Raw genomic sequence first — 15816 nt, 5'->3', positions numbered from 1 at the left:
ATTAAAAATGAAAAATTCGGCTTTTGTCTTAGCGTCGTGAAATCCCGAAGCGTCGGGGCGAACCCTCGCTTTCGGTGATCCCGGGTGGATCGATGGCCCGGAGCAGGCGACAGCGAATTTCAATTTTTAATTCTTAATTTTTCATTTTTAATTAGCCCACAGGCTTGTCAGGTTCAGAATCACCTGCTGGGCCTTGCGCATCGTCGTGAGCGAGCAGTATTCGAACTTGCCGTGGAAGTTCATGCCTCCGGTGAAGAGGTTGGGGCACGGCAGGCCCATGAACGAGAGGCGTGCGCCGTCGGTGCCGCCGCGGATGGGCCGCACGAGGGGCTTCACGCCGGCCATCTCCATCGCCCGCAGCGCCTTGTCGATCACCTGCGGATGCGGCTCGACCATCTTGCGCATGTTGTAATACTGGTCTTTGAGCGTGATGGTCAGCACCTCGTCGCCGTATTTCTTTTTCAGCAGATCGACGCAGGCCCACATGAAGACCTTCTTCTGCTCGAACTTCTCGGCGTCGTGGTCGCGGATGATGTAGCTCAGCGAAGCCCTCTCCACCGTGCCGTTCACACCGACGCAGTGGTAGAAACCTTCGTAGCCCTCGGTGTGCTGCGGACGCTCGGCGGCGGGCAGCATCGTTTGCAGTTCGCACGCTACGTCGATGGCGTTGATCATCTTCGCCTTGGCGTAGCCCGGGTGGACGTTGCGGCCCTGTATCTCGATCTTCGCGCTCGCGGCGTTGAAGTTCTCGTATTCCAGCTCGCCTTCCATGCCGCCGTCAACGGTGTAGGCGAAATCGGCGCCGAAGGCTTTCACGTCGAAGAAATCCACGCCCCGGCCCACCTCCTCGTCGGGCGTGAAACCGATGCGGATCTTGCCGTGTTTCACCTCGGGGTGCGTCAGCAGATATTCCGCGGCGGTCATGATCTCCGCCACGCCCGCCTTGTCGTCGGCGCCCAGCAGCGTCGTGCCGTCGGTGTGGATCAGCGTGTGCCCCTTGAAGAAGGCCAGCTCCGGGAACTCCGAAACCTTCATCGTCAGCTGGCCGTTCAGGGCGATGTCGCCGCCGTCGTACTCCTCGATCACGCGGGGCTTTACGTCTTTTCCGCTCATGTCGGGCGAGGTGTCCACATGGGCGATGAAGCCGATGACGGGGGCGTTCTCGCACCCCGGCGCGGCGGGGATCGTGCCCATCACATAGCCGTACTGGTCCATCGTCACTTCGGTCATGCCGAGGGCCTCCATCTCGTCGCGCAGGGCCGCCAGGAGGACCTTCTGCTTCTCGGTCGAGGGGAATGTGGTGCTGTTTTCGTCCGACTGCGTGTCGAATGATACGTATTTCAGAAAACGTTCTTTGAGTTCCATAATTTCAACAGGTTAAAGGTTAAAAGTTAAAGGTGAGAGGTGAAAAACAGGCTATCTGCATTTTTTACGCTCCACTTTTAACCTTTCACTTTTCATTTTTCACTTTTTGCTTTAATCGTGTGCCAGCCCATGTAGCCGATCAATACGAGGTACATCACGAGCCCCACCCATTCGGCGGCGTTCGATGCGGCCCAGCCCGAGAGGAACCAGTCCACGCCGGCGAATTTCAGCACGGCGCTCACCACGCCCATCAGCGCGCCGCCGGCGATGAATCCCGAGGCGATGAGCGTACCGCGGTCGAAGCGGGCCTTGTTCAGCCCTTCGTCCTTCGAGCGGTTCGAGACGAACCACGCCACCAGTCCGCCCACCACCAGCGGGGCGTTCAGCTCCATGGGGATGAACATGCCCAGCGCGAACGCGAGGGCCGGGATGCCGATCGACGTGAGCACCAGCGCCAGCGCAGCACCGCAGAAGTAGAGCATCCACGGGGTCTGTCCGCCGGTCATCAGCGGCTGGATGACGGCCGCCATAGCGTTGGCCTGCGGGGCCACCAGCGCGCCTTCGCCTACGAATCCGTAGGATTTGTTGAGGATGATCATCACCCCGGCCACCGTCGCCGCAGCAACGAACGTGCCGAGGAATTTCCATGCCTCCTGCTTCTTGGGTGTGGTGCCCAGCCAGTAGCCGATCTTGAGGTCGGTGATGAAGCCTCCGGCCATCGACAGGGCCGTGCAGACCACGCCGCCGATCACTAGCGCGGCGGTCATGCCCGTCGTGCCGCTCAGACCCACGCTCACCAATACCAGCGACGCGAGGATCAGCGTCATCAGCGTCATGCCCGAGACGGGGTTGGTGCCCACGATGGCGATGGCGTTGGCCGCCACGGTGGTGAAGAGGAACGCGATGACGAAGACGATCAGGATCGCCGTCAGCGACTGGGTCCAGTCGCCGCCCAGCAGTCCGAAGTGGAAGAAGACGAAGACCGAGACGAGCGTGGCGATCAGAATCGTGAGGATGCGCTTCATCGAAAGGTCGCGTTGCGTGCGCTCGGCGATCTCGGCGGAGCCTTTGCCGCCTCCGAACTCCGAGACTGCGAGGCCCACGGCCTGACGGATGATCTTCGACTGACGGATGATGCCGATGATGCCCGCCATGGCGATGCCGCCGATGCCGATGGGCTTGCCGATGAATGCGAAGAGGTTCTCGGCCGTGAAGATCGACTGCGGGTCGGCGAGGATGTCGGCGCGCGTCACGCCTAACAGCGAGATCATCGCGGCGGGATCGACGGCTTCGGCCAGCGAGCCCACCACCGGGACGATCACGAACCACACGAGGCACGATCCGGCGGTGATGATCATGGCGTATTTCAGGCCGATGATGTAGCCCAGTCCCAGCACGGCGGCCGAGGTGTTGAGGCCGAAGACCACCTTGAATTTGTCGGCGGCGACGGCGCCCCATGCGCAGATGCGCGTCGAGACCGATTCGGTCCAGAGGCCGAACGTGCCGACCGCGAAGTCGTAGAGACCGCCCACGAGGCCCGCGACGGCCAGCAGTTTGGCCTGCGATCCGCCCTTTTCGCCCGAGACGAGGACTTCGGTGGTCGCCGTGGCCTCGGGGAAGGGGTATTTGCCGTGCATCTCCTTGACGAAGTATTTGCGGAAGGGGATCAGCAGCACGATGCCCAGCAGTCCGCCGAACAGCGACGAAAGGAACACCTGCCAGAAGGCGGCGTCGAGCCCCAGGATGTAGAGGGCCGGGAGGGTGAAGATCGCCCCGGCGACGATCACGCCCGACGAGGCGCCGATCGACTGGATGATGACGTTCTGTCCCAGCATGTTCTTTTTGCCCAGCACCGAGCCCATGCCTACGGCGATGATGGCGATGGGGATGGCGGCTTCGAAGACCTGCCCGACCTTGAGGCCGAGGAAGGCCGCGGCGGCCGAGAAGACGACGGCCATGATGACGCCCATCGTGACCGAGTAGGGCGTCACCTCCTTCGGGTTCGACGAGGCGGGCATCACGGGCGTGTACTCTTCGCCCGGTTTGAGTTCGCGGTAGGCGTTTTCGGGCAGCGAGGTGAGTTGCTTGTCCTGTTCCATGTGTAGTTGTAAATGCTGAATTTTGAATTTTTAATCGCAATCTTTCGGTGTCGCCGGAAGATTACCTGTTGTCGCCGCTGCCCGAGATGTGGTTGCGCTGCATGCGCGAGCGGAGTTTTTCGACGTTCATCTGCGCCACCTCTTCGAGTTCGTAGCCCAGGTCGCGCGAGAGCGTGGCGCAGTACCACAGCACGTCGCCGATCTCCTTGACGATTTCGAGTCTCTTTTCGGGGGTGAACTCCTCGTGTCCGTCGCGGATCACTTTCTTCACTTTGTCGGCGACTTCGCCCGCTTCGCCCGTGAGCCCGAGCGTGGGGTAGATGATGCGGCGCTCGTCGGGATAGATGGCCGTTTCGAGGGCGTGCTGCTGGTATTCGTTGAGTGTCATAGCTTTGATTTGAAGGTTTACAACAGGCAAAAATAACAAAATAATTTCGAAATAAGCCGAAAAAAGCCCCGGCGATTGCACGGGGCGGGTATTTGTGCTGTGCCGTCGCGGTCTGCCGCCGCTCCGGACGCCCGCCTTTCGGGCGGGGCGGGGGATTCAGAGCTCGGGGATCGCCTTCTCCAGCCCGATGCCGCGCGAACCTTTGAGCAGCACGAGGGCGTTTTCGACGGGGGAGAGCCGCAGCCGCGAAAGCAGCTCTTCGCGCGTGGGGCAGAGGGTCGTGCGGGCCGGTTTTTCGGGGAGCGAGGCGCAGGCTTGCGTGAATTCGCTGCCGACGAGCAGCAGCTCGGCGTCGGGAGACTGCGCCGCCTGGCGGATGATCTCCGTGTGCTCGTGCGCGGACCATTCACCCAGTTCGAGCATGTCGCCCAGGATCAGCACCCGGCGCTGCCGCCGGCCGAGCGGTTCGGCGAGGAAACTTTCGACGGCCAGCCGCATACTCAGCGGGTTGGCATTGTAGCAGTCGATGACGAGCGTGTTGCGGGCCGTCTCGGTGCGCTGCGAACGGTTGTTGTCGGGGACGTAGCCGGCTATGGCGCGGCGGATGCGCTCGTCGGGAATGCCGAAATAGCGTCCCACAGCTACCGCGGCGGCGATGTTGTAGCGGTTGTAGGCCCCTTCGAGGTGGTTCTCCATGCCGTCGGCCAGCGAGACGGGATAGTATTCCGCAACCAGCGAATCGCGTTCGGCGGCCATCTCCGTCAGCACCCGGTCGTCGGACGGCACGAAGGCGCGGCCGCCGTTCGCGGCGAGATAGTCGAACAACTCACCCTTGCCCCGGCGGATTCCCTCGGGGCCTCCGAAACCTGCGAGGTGCGCCCGTCCGATGTTGGTCAGAATGCCGTAGCCGGGTTCGGCGACGGAGGTCAGCAGGGCCAGTTCGCCGCAGGCGCTCGCGCCCATCTCCACCACGCCGAATTCCGTGTCGCGGGTCATCGAAAGCAACGTCAGCGGAACGCCGATATGGTTGTTGAGATTGCCGCGCGTGGCGCAGACCGCGAACCGTTCGCCCAATACGCGGCTGACGAGCTCTTTGGTGGTGGTTTTGCCGCTGCTGCCCGAGATGGCGAGGATGGGGATGCCCAGCGCCCGGCGGTGTTCCCGGGCCAGCTCCTGAAGGGCTTGCAGCGTGTCCCCGGCATAGAGGATGCGTTCGTCGGCGGCCGCCGCACCGGCGTCGTCGGAAACGGCGAAAGCGGCGCCTTTCTCAAGCGCCTCCGCGACGAAGCGGTTGCCGTCGAAGTTGGCGCCCCGCAGGGCGAAGAATATCGAATCGGGCTCGATCTTCCGGGTGTCGGTCGAGATGCGGGGGTATTTCAGGAAGAGGTCGTAAAGTTCGCTCATGGCGGGTGAAAAATAAATGGAGGACGGTCGCAGACCGCCTCCGGGGATGGGTGGTGCGACGACGGCATATCTGATCCGGGATCAGATGTGCTTGTCGCCGTTGTTGAATTTCACTTCGTCGATGAATTTCTTGATGTTCTGCTCCTCGGCGCGGGGGCAGATCAGCAGCACGTCGTCCGTATCGACGATGATGTACTCTTTCAGGCCGCTGATGACGGCGATCTTCTCCTTCGGCAGCGAGACGATCGACGAGCGCGTGTCGTAGAGGTAGCACCCCTTCTCGGGAATGGCGTTGGCGTAGCGGTCCTTGCGCGAGTGCTGGTAGACCGAGCCCCACGTCCCGACATCGCTCCAGCCGAACTCCCCGCAGCGGACGTAGACGTTGTCGGCCTTCTCCATGATGCCGTAGTCGATCGAGATGGCGCGGCACTCCGAATAGGCGATTTCCAGCACGTTACGCTCGGCGTCGGTGCCGATGGCGCGCATCACGCCGCTGAACATCGCGTGGTGCTCGGGAAGGTATTTCTCGAAAGCCTCGACGATCGCGCGCACGGTCCACACGAAGATTCCCGAGTTCCAGTAGAATTCGCCCGATTGCAGGAACACCTGCGCCAGTTCGAGGTCGGGCTTTTCGGTGAAGCACTTGACCTTGCTGATGGGGCGGTTGTCCGAGACCTGGATGTAGCCGTAGCCCGTGTCGGGGCGCGTGGGCTTGATGCCCACGGTCATCAGCGCGTTGTGCTCCGATGCGAAAGCGAGACATTCGGCGATGATCTCCCGGAAGTCGTCTTCGTTGAGGATCAGGTGGTCCGCCGGGGTGACGATCATTTCGGCGTCGGGATTGCGCTTCATCAGCGTATAGGCCGCATAGGCCACGCAGGGGGCGGTGTTGCGGCCCACGGGTTCGCAGAGCACCTGTTTCTCGCCGATCTCCGGAATGTGTTCCAGCACCAGTCTCTTGTATTTGTCGTTCGTCACCACCAGAAAATTCTCCGGCGGGACGATTTTTGCGAAGCGTTCGTACGTGTGGCGGATAAAGGATTTTCCCGTTCCCAGAATATCGAGGAACTGTTTGGGCATCGACTGCCGGCTTTTGGGCCAGAAACGCGATCCGATGCCGCCCGCCATGATGACACAATATTTATTGCTTGCCATAGTTATTATATGGAGTTAAGTTCGACAAAGATAAAAATATTTTAGTAACTTTGCCGCCTATTGGAAAATTAATTTTCGACCCGGCAATGAAAATCAAATTCTTCACCATACCCAACCTGCTGACCCTTTCGAACCTGCTCTGCGGTTCGGTCGCAGCGGTCGCCGCGCTGGTCTGGGGCAACCTGACGCTGGCTTTCGGGCTGATGATCCTGGCTGCCGTGTTCGACTTTTTCGACGGCTTTACGGCGCGCCTGCTCGACCAGAGTTCGCCCATCGGGCTGCAACTGGATTCGCTGGCCGACGACATCACCTTCGGGTTCGCGCCCGCCGCCGCGATGTACGTCCTCTATCAGCGGATGCCGGGCGTCTGGCTGCCGGAGGGAGCCCTCGGGCTCATCGTCTTCGCCTTCACGGCCTTTGCGGCATTGCGGCTGGCGAAATTCAACATCGACGACACGCAGCGCACGGAGTTCTGCGGACTGCCTTCGCCGGCTGCCGCGATGCTCTGCGCCTCGCTCGGTATGCTGGCCGAGTGTTACGGGCTGACGCTCCTGCGCGAGACGGTGTTGGCCGTGGCCGTGGTCGTGGGGCTGCTGATGATCTCGGACGTGAGGATGTTCGCCCTCAAATTCCACGGATTCGGCTGGAAGGGGAACGGTTTGCGCTATACGTTCATTCTCGTCAGCGCCGCGATGGCGGTCGTCCTGCGCGGATACGCCGTGCCGCTGATCATCGTGCTTTACGTCCTGATTTCGCTCGTCCGGGGGTTCGCCTGCCGGGCAAACGGCTGTGGGAAAGCCGAATAGTTTATTAAAAAATTTTAATTACCTTTGCCGCGGATTTCCGCTCTTTAGGTTGGATATGTCGGGATTTTCGAATCGCATATTGCTGGTGCTCCTGTTCGGCCTGTTTTTTGCAGTGCCTCAGACAGGGCGTTGCCAGGGCTTCGATGCGAAGACCCTGATGCGCGCCCAGCAGAACGGCCAGTCGGGAAATCTCTACGGCAACAACCCTTTCGAACAGCCCGAGGGCGAGGAGGGGGAGCAGCCGCAGGATACGACCAAGAAGGAGCGCAAGATCCGCAAGCCGCTGGAGTCCTATTTGTTCAACGACTCGATACGTGCGCTGAACAACTTCAAATGGCACGTGAGCCGCGATTTCAACCGCGTCGAGATCGGACCTTTGGACACCACGCTGACCGATTACCGGATCGACTATCCGTTCTACCGGGAGGAGGTGGGCGACATCGCCCAGGGAGCCCTGGGGCAAACGTCGCTGCCGCTGAACTACTTCCGGCGGCCTCAGTTCTTTGATTTCAGTTTTGCGAGTCCCTACTATGCGTACACCTACAACATGGAGAACGTGCCCTTCTACAACACGAAGAAGCCGATCATCCGCATGAGCTACGCCGAGTCGGGGCAGAAGCGTTTCCGCGAGGAGAATTTCAACATCATGCACGCGCAGAACATCTCGCCGACGACGGGATTCAACGTCGATTACAAGGCGCGGGGCACGCGCGGGCAGTATGTGTGGTCGCGGACCAAGAACCACAACCTCTCGGTGGCCGTCAGCCATACCGGAAAGCGCTACTCGGTGCATGCGGGTTACTACAACAACCACATTGAGCAGCAGGAGAACGGCGGCGTGGTCGGCAACTGGGCCATTGCGGACACCGTTTTCGAGATGCCCTCGGGCGTGCCGATGCGGCTGGCCGACGCCGAGGCCAAGAACCTCTACCGCAACAACGCCTTCTTCGTCACGCAGTCCTACGGCATTCCGCTGCAACGGCTCACCGAGCACGATTTCTCGATGGCCAACCTTTCGGCGGTCTATATAGGCCACTCGTTCGAGTACAGTTCGTGGAGCAAGGTCTACACCGACAGGAACGAGCCCTATACCAACGAACGCGACCACCGCGACGAGAACGGCAACTACGTGTCGGCCGAGGGCCGCTACTACGACAACTGGTACATCAACCCCACGGAGACGCGCGACTCGATCTACGAACGGGTCGTCTCGAATCGCTTCTTCGTGCAGGCGCAGCCCTGGGACCGCAACGGGGTGGTGGGAACGATCGACGCCGGCGTCGGCATCGACATGCACACCTACTCGCAGTTCGAACTGAAAGATTATCTGACGGGCAAGTACACGAAGGTCAACAAGACGAGTTACTTCTTTTACGGCTCGGTCAGCGGAAAGATAAAAAAGTATGTCGATTGGGACGGGAATCTCAGATTCTACCCGTCGGGATACAGAGGCGGAGACCTTTCGATCGGCGCGCACCTCGCGCTGAAAGGCTACCTCCGCGGACACCCCCTGATTCTCGAAGGACGGTTCACGATGGACCGCCGTTCGCCCAACTACTGGCAGGAGAATCTATTCTCGAACCATTATATATGGAACACTCCTTTGGACAAGGAGAATGAAACTCGGTTCGAGGTCAAGTTTTCGGTCCCCGATTTCGCTTTCGAAGCGGGGGCATGGCAGGGAGTCGTCTCCGACAAGATCTATTATGCGTCGGACAGCAACGTCGCCCAGCACGGCGGAAACGTCAGCCTCACGAGTGTGTATGCTCGCAAAGATTTCCGCTTGGGCGGACTTCATTTGGACAACAGGGTATTGTTGCAGTGGAGTACGGATCAGGATGTCGTACCCGTTCCGCTTTTGAGCGCCTTCCTTTCGTATTACTACGAGTTCTGGGTCGTGCGCGACGTGCTGCGCTTGCAGATCGGTCTGGACGGACGCTATAATACGCGGTATTATGCGCCCGGTTACAATCCGGCTCTGTCGGTGTATTACAACCAGCGCGAGGTCGAAGTGGGGAACTATCCCTACGTGGACGCCTTCGCAATGGCGAAGTGGAAGAGAATGCGGATATTCTTGAAATATCAGCATGTGAACAAGGGACTGTTCGGTAACGGAGAGTATTTCTCGGCGGCTCGTTATCCGCTGAATCCGGGCATGTTCAAAATCGGTATCTCGTGGGGATTCTATGATTAGCGTGCTGTTCTGCGCGGTGTAAGCTGCCCGCAAAACAACCTTTTATGTTGAAAAAGACCGTATTAACGTTTGCGTTCTTGACCATTCTGACCACTTTCTACGGCTTCAACGCCCGGTTCGCCGCACCCGCGACGGACGGCGCGCCGAACGGAATGGAGGCGATGAACCGTTCGCTGCTCCCCGAGGGCAGCTACGTCATCTCGGCTTACGACGATGTGATCCGCCATATCAGCGAACAGGAGGGCAACGACTGGCGGCTGATGAGCGCCATCGCCTACCACGAATCGCGCTTCAGACCCGACATCATCTCGCGCCGCGGGGCCCGCGGACTGATGCAGATCATGCCTTCGGTGGCACGCCAGTTCGACGTTCCCGTGACGGAGGTTTCCAATCCGGAGACCAATATCTGGCTGGCGAACAAGCTGCTGACGAAGATCGCATCGACGCTCTGCCTTCCCGAGGACATCTCCGAGAAGGACCGGATGAGCATCATCCTGGCGTCGTACAACAGCGGCGTCGGTCATGTGAACGACGCGCGCCGTCTGGCGAAGCTGGACGGGGAGAACCCCGATTCTTGGGAGGTCGTGGCGCGTTATCTCAGCCTGAAAGCCGATCCCGCGTATTACGAGAGCGAAGTGGTCAAATGCGGACGTTTCACCGGCAGCCGGCAGACGCTGGCTTATGTGAACGACGTGATAGGACGTTACGACAGATACTGCCGCGTCGCCGGGAGGTGACCGCAGGCAGGTGTATGATTAAAGGCAGGGTCCGGAAACGGACCCTGCCTTTTTTGCGTTCGGTGACGGGAGGGGCGTCAGTATGCCCACTCGAAATTGTCAATGTAGAGGACGTTCGACTTGCAGCCGGTCATGAAGTCGCCGTAGGCGCTCGTCGAGCAGGAGATGACGAGCTGATAGAGGCCGCTGGGCTTGGCTTCCCGGTCGTAGAAGTGGAGTTCGAGCTCCGTGTCGATCATCCGGTCGCCGGTCGAGCTCTCGTCGATGAAGAGCGACCCGTAGGCGATGATCTTACCCTGTTCGGTCGAAGCGGCTTCCTGCGGGTCCCAGGTGCCGGTGGGAGGTTCCGTGCCCGATCCGACTTCGCGGCGGGCGTTCCAGTCCACGATGGCGACCATGATGCGGGCCCGGTCCTGGTCCCCCATGCCGATCGGCGCGCCGAACTTCTTGTCGATGTCAACGGGGCCGATATGCTCGGCGAAGTACTGCACCTTCAGGGCTCTGGGACGGGCTTTCCAGGCGTAGGTCTGGCCGAACGATACGACGCCCCGGGTGATGAGGTCCTTCTGGAAAAGTCCCGTGAAGAGGTTGCCCGAGGCGAGGACTCCCACGGCGGAGGTGGCCTGCAATTTGGCGCGCGTGCCGCCGGCGAAAGACGCCTGCGTACACAGTCCCTTGGTGAAGGTGTTGTTGCCGCTGCCCCAGAATTCGGCCGTCTTGTTGTTCTGCGTCCAGCAGCTCATCGAGGCGTCTTCCATGTCGCCGTTGGGGATGGTGTTGCCCGCAGGGGCCGTGTACTCCAACGGTGCGCCCTGCTCGCTGCCGCCGACCAGCAGCCGGAATTCGTAGGTGTGGCCTGCGAACAATCCCTTTTTCGGCACCAGTTTGTAAACGGTCAGTCCGTTCGGATTGGTTTCCGTTTTCCATTCGGGGGCGATCGTCGCCGTCAGGATGCCGGCGTCGTAGCCGCTCTCCTGCATCGGCTGCCACTCCGTGTCGCCCTTGATGCGGTATTCCAGCGCGGCGCCCGAGGCGTACTCGTCGGCGGAGATGAGCGCCGTGACCGTACCCGTATTCTGCCACAGGTCGGCTTCCCGAAGCGCCACTTTCACGTTGGTCGTCTCCACGTAAAGCATCCACCGCTCGGTGACGCCGTGGCAGGTAACGTCCACGAAGCGCACCGATTCGAAACTGCTGCCCGAAAGCTCTTCGAGCGAGGGCGAATAGGTGGTGATCTCCGCCGGGCCGAGTTTGAGCTCCTCGATTTCGATATGCCCCAGATCGGTGTCGTCGGGGACATAGACCCTGACGATGCGGTTTTCGGTGTCGATCTCCGTGGCGCCGATCTGTCCCGTCACGCTGAAGCGCCGCTCGATGGTCTGCACGGCGCGGATCGTCCAGTCGTAGTCCTGATAGAGCGACAGCGTGGTGTAGATCGGCGAGAGCAGGTTGAACGTGCCGGTCAGCTCCTGCGAACTGCGCACCTGATCCAGAAGTTCCGCCTTGTTCAGCTCGATGCTGTGTATGACGGCGTCGTAGGTCACGGCGTCGATCTTCACGTTGCGGATGTCGGTGGCTTCGTCGAGCGTGAGGGTGACGACCCGCGAGGTGACGTTGTTCTCCGAGACCGAGAAGCCCTCTCCCTCGACGTTGGCGATGCGCAGTTCGACGACGGGGTAGGGAATATCGTTGCTGATGCACGACGCTGCGAGGAGCGCCGCGGCCGCTGCGAATGCTGTTTTCAGGTATCTGGTCATAACTTTACTTCTTTTTCTTGTCCCACAGGTGTATCGTCATGCCGAAGTTGATGGCGGCGATGTTGAGCCGGAAGCGCATGTTCGAAGCCTCGCGCGAGCCGGTTTTTTTGCCGCTCTCGTCCTTTTGCGTGACGGAGTTGTACTGGATGCCGCCCAGCCCGAACGACACCGTGGCGCAGACGTTGGGGAAGATATAGACGGCCGCTCCCGGATTAAACGCCAATTTCACCTGCGTATTGTCGCTGTACGTGGTTTTCATCTCGTCGTTCGACGTGTTCGGCTGGTAGGAGAACTTCGAGGAGCCGGTCGCCAGCGAGAGTTCGAACTCGGCGAACAGACCGAAACGCCCTTTCGGATCGAGCCCCGCATAGGAGCGGTGGAAAATGCCGAACGAATAGTTGTCGCTGTTGATGTCGAGTTTGGGAATCTGCCCCGAGGCGTCGTTGCTTTCGCCGAGGTCGTAGCGGGCGTTGTCGAGGCTTCCGCCCATGTGGCGGTAGCCGAAACGCACGCCCAGACAGCTGTTGTCGCGGTAGAAGTAACCCACGAACGGTTTTACGGTGGCGATCGAACCGTCGGCGTTGATGCCGTCGATCAGCAGCATGATGTCCGTGTCATCGCTCGACAGCGTGCCGTAGGAGGCGGTCAGACCCATTATCACCTCGCCCTTGTAGGCGAATTTGAGCTTGTTGATTTCGCGGTCCATGCGCCGGCGCGTGGGCAGGAAGCGCTGCTGTTTCTTCGGCTCGGCGGGAGACGCGGAGATGCCGGAGGCCGCCGGGGCGCTCTCTGCCGCCGGGGTGTTCTCCGGGACCGGAACCGACGGCGTTTCGGCGGCGGCCGTGAAGGCGAGGCATGTCGAAAGGAGGAAAAGTATGATTCGTGTCATTGCTGTGCCGTTTTTAGAGGTAGAAGGCCATGCCGAGGCCGATCGAGAAGATGTTGACTTTGAAGTTCATCATGCTCGTGTTGCGGTTGCCCACGGTGACCTGGTTGTGAACCTGCTTGGCATGGTTGTAGGTGATACCCATCACGCCGACGTTCACCTCGACGGCCATGTTGTTGGTCGCAAAGGCCACGATGCCCGGCGAGATGCCCAGCGAGAGGGTGTAGCCCGTCTCGTAGGTGCCTTTCACGGGCGAATCGTTGGCGAATCGGGCCTGCGTGCCGCCGGCCGAGAGCGACATCTCGTTGAACAGCGCGAAACGTTTGTTGCGCCCCAGCGGGATGTACTGGCGCCAGATCGCCGCCGCCGAATAGGTTTGGCGCAGCGCATAGTAGTCTTTGGCCACGATGTTCGTGCCCGTCTCCGAGTCGCCGAAGTGGAGTTCGGCGTTGTCCAGTTTGAGCAGCGTCCGCGAGTAGATGAAACGGCCTCCGAGAGCCATGTTGTCGCGCACGGCATAGGCGATCAGGGGGCTGATGCGGAAGGTGTAGCCTTTCGAGTCGATGCCCTCGACCACCAGGAATTTGTAGTTGTCGTTGGTGTGGGTCGAGTAGGACGCCGTGCCGCCGAAGACCCATTGTCCTTTGGGGACGAACAGGTTGTGGGTGTCGGTGAGTCCGCGTTCGCGGCGCATTTCGTTGATTGTCTTCGGAACCGGGCCGGCCGCATCGGTGTTCGGGGCTGTTTCCTGTGCGCGCAGGGCCTGCGCCGCGGCCGAGAGGCACAGCGCGAGGACGAGCGGGCGGATGAATAGTTTGCGCATCGGATTGCGTTTATTTGGTTAATAGACCCATTCGAAGTTTTCCACGCAGAGGAGATTGGATGTACTTCCCGTCACATAGTCTCCCTTGTAGCTCGTAGCACAGGAGATGACCAGTGAATAGTTGCCTGCGGTCGGGGCCTTGTCCTTGTCATACCAGAGGAGCGGCAGTTCCATCGTCTCCCAACCTTCCGTTGACTTCCCGAGTTTTTTCGATGAATAGCCCAGAATCGGGCCTTCGTTGAAGAGAGACTTGGTCTCCGGGTCCCAAAATGTGGATTCGTCGGACGATGCTCCCGATTTTACGGCGTGGCGTCCGGTCCAGTCGATGACGCAGACGAAGACGCGTGCCGAGTCGATGTCGTTTGTTGTCAGACCGCTGTTGCCCGTATTGGTGATATTGGTTACGGTTGCCTTGTAGCGGAGCCGCAGGGCCCGGGGACGGGCCGTGAACGTGTATTGCACGCCGAAACGGGCGTAGCCGAATGTGTCGAGTAATCCTGTCCCGCAATCGAATGTTCCGGTGAAGAGATTGCCGGCAGCGAAGATGTTCATTTTCACATTGGGTTTCAGTTGTGCACACTTGTCGCTGTCATCGTTGTCATTGACATTAACTCCGGTGCAGAGGGCATTGGTTTGGGCGTTGTTGCCGCCGACCCAGAACACGGTGCTGCTGTTCTCATTCGGATACGGGACGGTTCCGCCTGTGATCGAGCTTCCCGTGACATTATAAGTCGTCCAGTAGTCCATTCCGGCATTGTAAATGGTGTCGCCTGCGGGAGTCGTCAGCGATGCGGAATAGGTTCGATCGCCGATCATGCTTCGTAATTCATAATCGTTGCCGGCGGTGATGCCTTCTTTACCGGGTTCCGGGGTGTAGACCTTCAGCCCGGCTTCGTTCGTCGATTCGGTCCATTCGGGTCGGTAGGTGGCGGTGTAACAGCCGTTTCCGTTGGCCGTTCCCTCCGTTTCCAGCCACGATTCCCCGTTTTTCAGTCCGAAAGTGACGGCCGAGACGTTCGGATCGACGACCACGGCCCGCAGCGTGACCGTGTTGGCCCAGAGGTCGTAATCCTCTTTTCCGACCGGCAGGATTCCCTGCACGCGGAGTTCCGAGGCGACGGTGGCTTCGGCGTCCTTCGTGTCGGCGATGCGGAACGAGGCGGAGTGACTGCCTGCGGGACATCCTGCGAGGAACGCTTCGGAAAGGGTGACCGTCAGGCTGAGGTCGTTGTCGCGGACGACGGTGATTCCCTCGGCCGGAGCGTCGCTCATCATCAGGTCGTAGGTCTGTTCGCCGAACCGGAGTTCCGCGGTTTTCAGGGGCGCCATAGCCGCGAGTTTGTAGCTTCGCGTCCAGGTGTCGCCGGGGATGTAGCCTTGGGGCCGGGCGATGTCGAAGCCGTCGCCCTCGATGGTGGGGTCGGGACTGAAAATGATCGTGTCGTCCTGCTCGTCGGGGTCGGTGTTGACCTTGATGACGACACATTGGATGAACCCCGGCAGGTCCTTCGAGAACAGGCAGGTGAAGACATACTTGCCTCCGGCCTGGATGTTCTCCTGCCGGCCCTCCATGACGATCTGCCCGCGTTCGGAGTGGGTGCCTTCGAAATGCCAGACGAAAGTCGTCACCCCTTCGGGCAGGGTGAAGTAACCCGTGGCGTCGGAGGTGTATTTCAGCGCCGGGACGGCCTCCTGCTCGGCTTTTTCCTCGTCGAAAGCATCGTCGGCGACGATCCAGAAGCGGAAGTCCGTGCCGAAAGCCTCGGTGACCGAGGCGTCGAATTTCACTTCGGCGGCGGTGTTCTGCCTGCGGCAGTTCACGTCGGCTTCGGTCGTCTCCCCGGGGGTGACGGTGAAGGTCTCTTCGCCTTTGTAGAAGCGTTTGGTGAACGAGGCGGGGACAGCCTCCCCGGCTTCGACGGTGATCCGGTATTCCCCGGCGATGAGCTCCAGTTGCTTCACGAAGGTTTCGGAGGTGTATTTGCGGATCAGTTCATTGCGCGAATTGTAGATGCGTGCGACCAGATGGTCTTTCGGGTCGTATTCCGCGTCGGCTTCGGCGCGGGTGGTCGAAATGTTCATTTCGAGTACGCCCGTGCCCGCTGCGCCGCCTTCGCCCGTCGCCTCCTTGGAGCAGGATGCGGCGACGGTCAAGACCGTGCAGAGCAGCAGAGCGGCGTGTGTGATATGCTTTTTCATGGT

12 protein-coding genes are annotated in these 15816 nt (G+C 60.3%); 3 read left to right on the top strand and 9 right to left on the bottom strand.

The genetic code is table 11. From position 1 onward, the window contains the following. Positions 1 to 147: 147 nt before the first annotated feature. The 5 genes from pepT to WMO46_RS13895 all read right to left on the bottom strand — a co-directional run bounded on the left by pepT (position 148) and on the right by WMO46_RS13895 (position 6411). Positions 148 to 1365 carry a peptidase T gene (gene pepT / locus WMO46_RS13915; RefSeq protein WP_349094536.1) on the bottom strand — a complete coding sequence of 406 codons (1218 nt, stop codon included), beginning with the start codon at positions 1363 to 1365 and terminating at the stop codon, positions 148 to 150. A 92-nt stretch (positions 1366 to 1457) separates the two neighbouring features. Next, positions 1458 to 3464 carry an OPT family oligopeptide transporter gene (locus tag WMO46_RS13910; RefSeq protein ID WP_196017224.1) on the bottom strand — a complete coding sequence of 669 codons (2007 nt, stop codon included), beginning with the start codon at positions 3462 to 3464 and terminating at the stop codon, positions 1458 to 1460. Positions 3465 to 3525: 61 nt separating this feature from the next. Next, the gene (locus WMO46_RS13905; protein ID WP_129650611.1) at positions 3526 to 3852 is read right to left on the bottom strand and encodes a nucleoside triphosphate pyrophosphohydrolase family protein; all 327 of its coding nucleotides are present in this window, start codon (positions 3850 to 3852) and stop codon (positions 3526 to 3528) included. A 156-nt stretch (positions 3853 to 4008) separates the two neighbouring features. Further along, positions 4009 to 5256: a UDP-N-acetylmuramoyl-tripeptide--D-alanyl-D-alanine ligase gene (locus tag WMO46_RS13900; RefSeq protein ID WP_349094535.1), complete on the bottom strand. Its 1248-nt coding sequence runs from the start codon at positions 5254 to 5256 to the stop codon at positions 4009 to 4011. A gap of 81 nt (positions 5257 to 5337) precedes the next feature. Continuing rightward, a complete protein-coding gene (locus tag WMO46_RS13895) occupies positions 5338 to 6411 on the bottom strand; it encodes a mannose-1-phosphate guanylyltransferase (protein WP_349094534.1) in 1074 nt (357 codons plus the stop codon). Positions 6412 to 6497: 86 nt separating this feature from the next. Here WMO46_RS13895 and WMO46_RS13890 point away from each other — a divergent pair, with 86 nt between their 5' ends. The 3 genes from WMO46_RS13890 to WMO46_RS13880 all read left to right on the top strand — a co-directional run bounded on the left by WMO46_RS13890 (position 6498) and on the right by WMO46_RS13880 (position 10148). Beyond that, a complete protein-coding gene (locus tag WMO46_RS13890; RefSeq protein WP_276761020.1) occupies positions 6498 to 7217 on the top strand; it encodes a CDP-alcohol phosphatidyltransferase family protein in 720 nt (239 codons plus the stop codon). Positions 7218 to 7302: 85 nt separating this feature from the next. Next, complete coding sequence (locus WMO46_RS13885; RefSeq protein WP_315968674.1) at positions 7303 to 9411, top strand: putative porin; 2109 nt, start codon at positions 7303 to 7305, stop codon at positions 9409 to 9411. A gap of 44 nt (positions 9412 to 9455) precedes the next feature. Next, entirely contained in the window at positions 9456 to 10148 is a 693-nt protein-coding gene (locus WMO46_RS13880; protein WP_026076284.1) for a transglycosylase SLT domain-containing protein, read from the top strand. 77 nt (positions 10149 to 10225) lie between these two features. On the opposite strand, the gene WMO46_RS13875 is transcribed toward WMO46_RS13880, so the two are convergent. The 4 genes from WMO46_RS13875 to WMO46_RS13860 are packed head-to-tail and all read right to left on the bottom strand — an operon-like array spanning position 10226 to position 15813. Further along, positions 10226 to 11905: a PCMD domain-containing protein gene (locus WMO46_RS13875; protein ID WP_349094533.1), complete on the bottom strand. Its 1680-nt coding sequence runs from the start codon at positions 11903 to 11905 to the stop codon at positions 10226 to 10228. A 4-nt stretch (positions 11906 to 11909) separates the two neighbouring features. Beyond that, positions 11910 to 12794, bottom strand: coding sequence for a hypothetical protein (locus WMO46_RS13870; protein ID WP_195498187.1), 885 nt, complete (start codon positions 12792 to 12794; stop codon positions 11910 to 11912). A 13-nt stretch (positions 12795 to 12807) separates the two neighbouring features. Beyond that, positions 12808 to 13614 carry a hypothetical protein gene (locus WMO46_RS13865; RefSeq protein WP_129650606.1) on the bottom strand — a complete coding sequence of 269 codons (807 nt, stop codon included), beginning with the start codon at positions 13612 to 13614 and terminating at the stop codon, positions 12808 to 12810. Positions 13615 to 13632: 18 nt separating this feature from the next. Beyond that, positions 13633 to 15813 carry a DUF4493 domain-containing protein gene (locus tag WMO46_RS13860; RefSeq protein WP_302590174.1) on the bottom strand — a complete coding sequence of 727 codons (2181 nt, stop codon included), beginning with the start codon at positions 15811 to 15813 and terminating at the stop codon, positions 13633 to 13635. Positions 15814 to 15816: the final 3 nt, after the last annotated feature.

Source organism: Alistipes intestinihominis, from assembly GCF_040095975.1.
Classification (GTDB): Bacteria; Bacteroidota; Bacteroidia; order Bacteroidales; family Rikenellaceae; genus Alistipes; species Alistipes senegalensis.
Note: the sequence above shows the minus strand (reverse complement) of the source record. Positions and strands in the feature narration are given on the sequence as shown.

What these genes read in the sequence shown, in the direction of transcription:
- pepT (WP_349094536.1), bottom strand. Translation starts at nt 1,365, where the DNA reads ATGGAACTCAAAGAACGTTTTCTGAAATACGTATCATTCGACACGCAG.
- WMO46_RS13910 (WP_196017224.1), bottom strand. Translation starts at nt 3,464, where the DNA reads ATGGAACAGGACAAGCAACTCACCTCGCTGCCCGAAAACGCCTACCGC.
- WMO46_RS13905 (WP_129650611.1), bottom strand. Translation starts at nt 3,852, where the DNA reads ATGACACTCAACGAATACCAGCAGCACGCCCTCGAAACGGCCATCTAT.
- WMO46_RS13900 (WP_349094535.1), bottom strand. Translation starts at nt 5,256, where the DNA reads ATGAGCGAACTTTACGACCTCTTCCTGAAATACCCCCGCATCTCGACC.
- WMO46_RS13895 (WP_349094534.1), bottom strand. Translation starts at nt 6,411, where the DNA reads ATGGCAAGCAATAAATATTGTGTCATCATGGCGGGCGGCATCGGATCG.
- WMO46_RS13890 (WP_276761020.1), top strand. Translation starts at nt 6,498, where the DNA reads ATGAAAATCAAATTCTTCACCATACCCAACCTGCTGACCCTTTCGAAC.
- WMO46_RS13880 (WP_026076284.1), top strand. Translation starts at nt 9,456, where the DNA reads ATGTTGAAAAAGACCGTATTAACGTTTGCGTTCTTGACCATTCTGACC.
- WMO46_RS13875 (WP_349094533.1), bottom strand. Translation starts at nt 11,905, where the DNA reads ATGACCAGATACCTGAAAACAGCATTCGCAGCGGCCGCGGCGCTCCTC.
- WMO46_RS13870 (WP_195498187.1), bottom strand. Translation starts at nt 12,794, where the DNA reads ATGACACGAATCATACTTTTCCTCCTTTCGACATGCCTCGCCTTCACG.
- WMO46_RS13865 (WP_129650606.1), bottom strand. Translation starts at nt 13,614, where the DNA reads ATGCGCAAACTATTCATCCGCCCGCTCGTCCTCGCGCTGTGCCTCTCG.
- WMO46_RS13860 (WP_302590174.1), bottom strand. Translation starts at nt 15,813, where the DNA reads ATGAAAAAGCATATCACACACGCCGCTCTGCTGCTCTGCACGGTCTTG.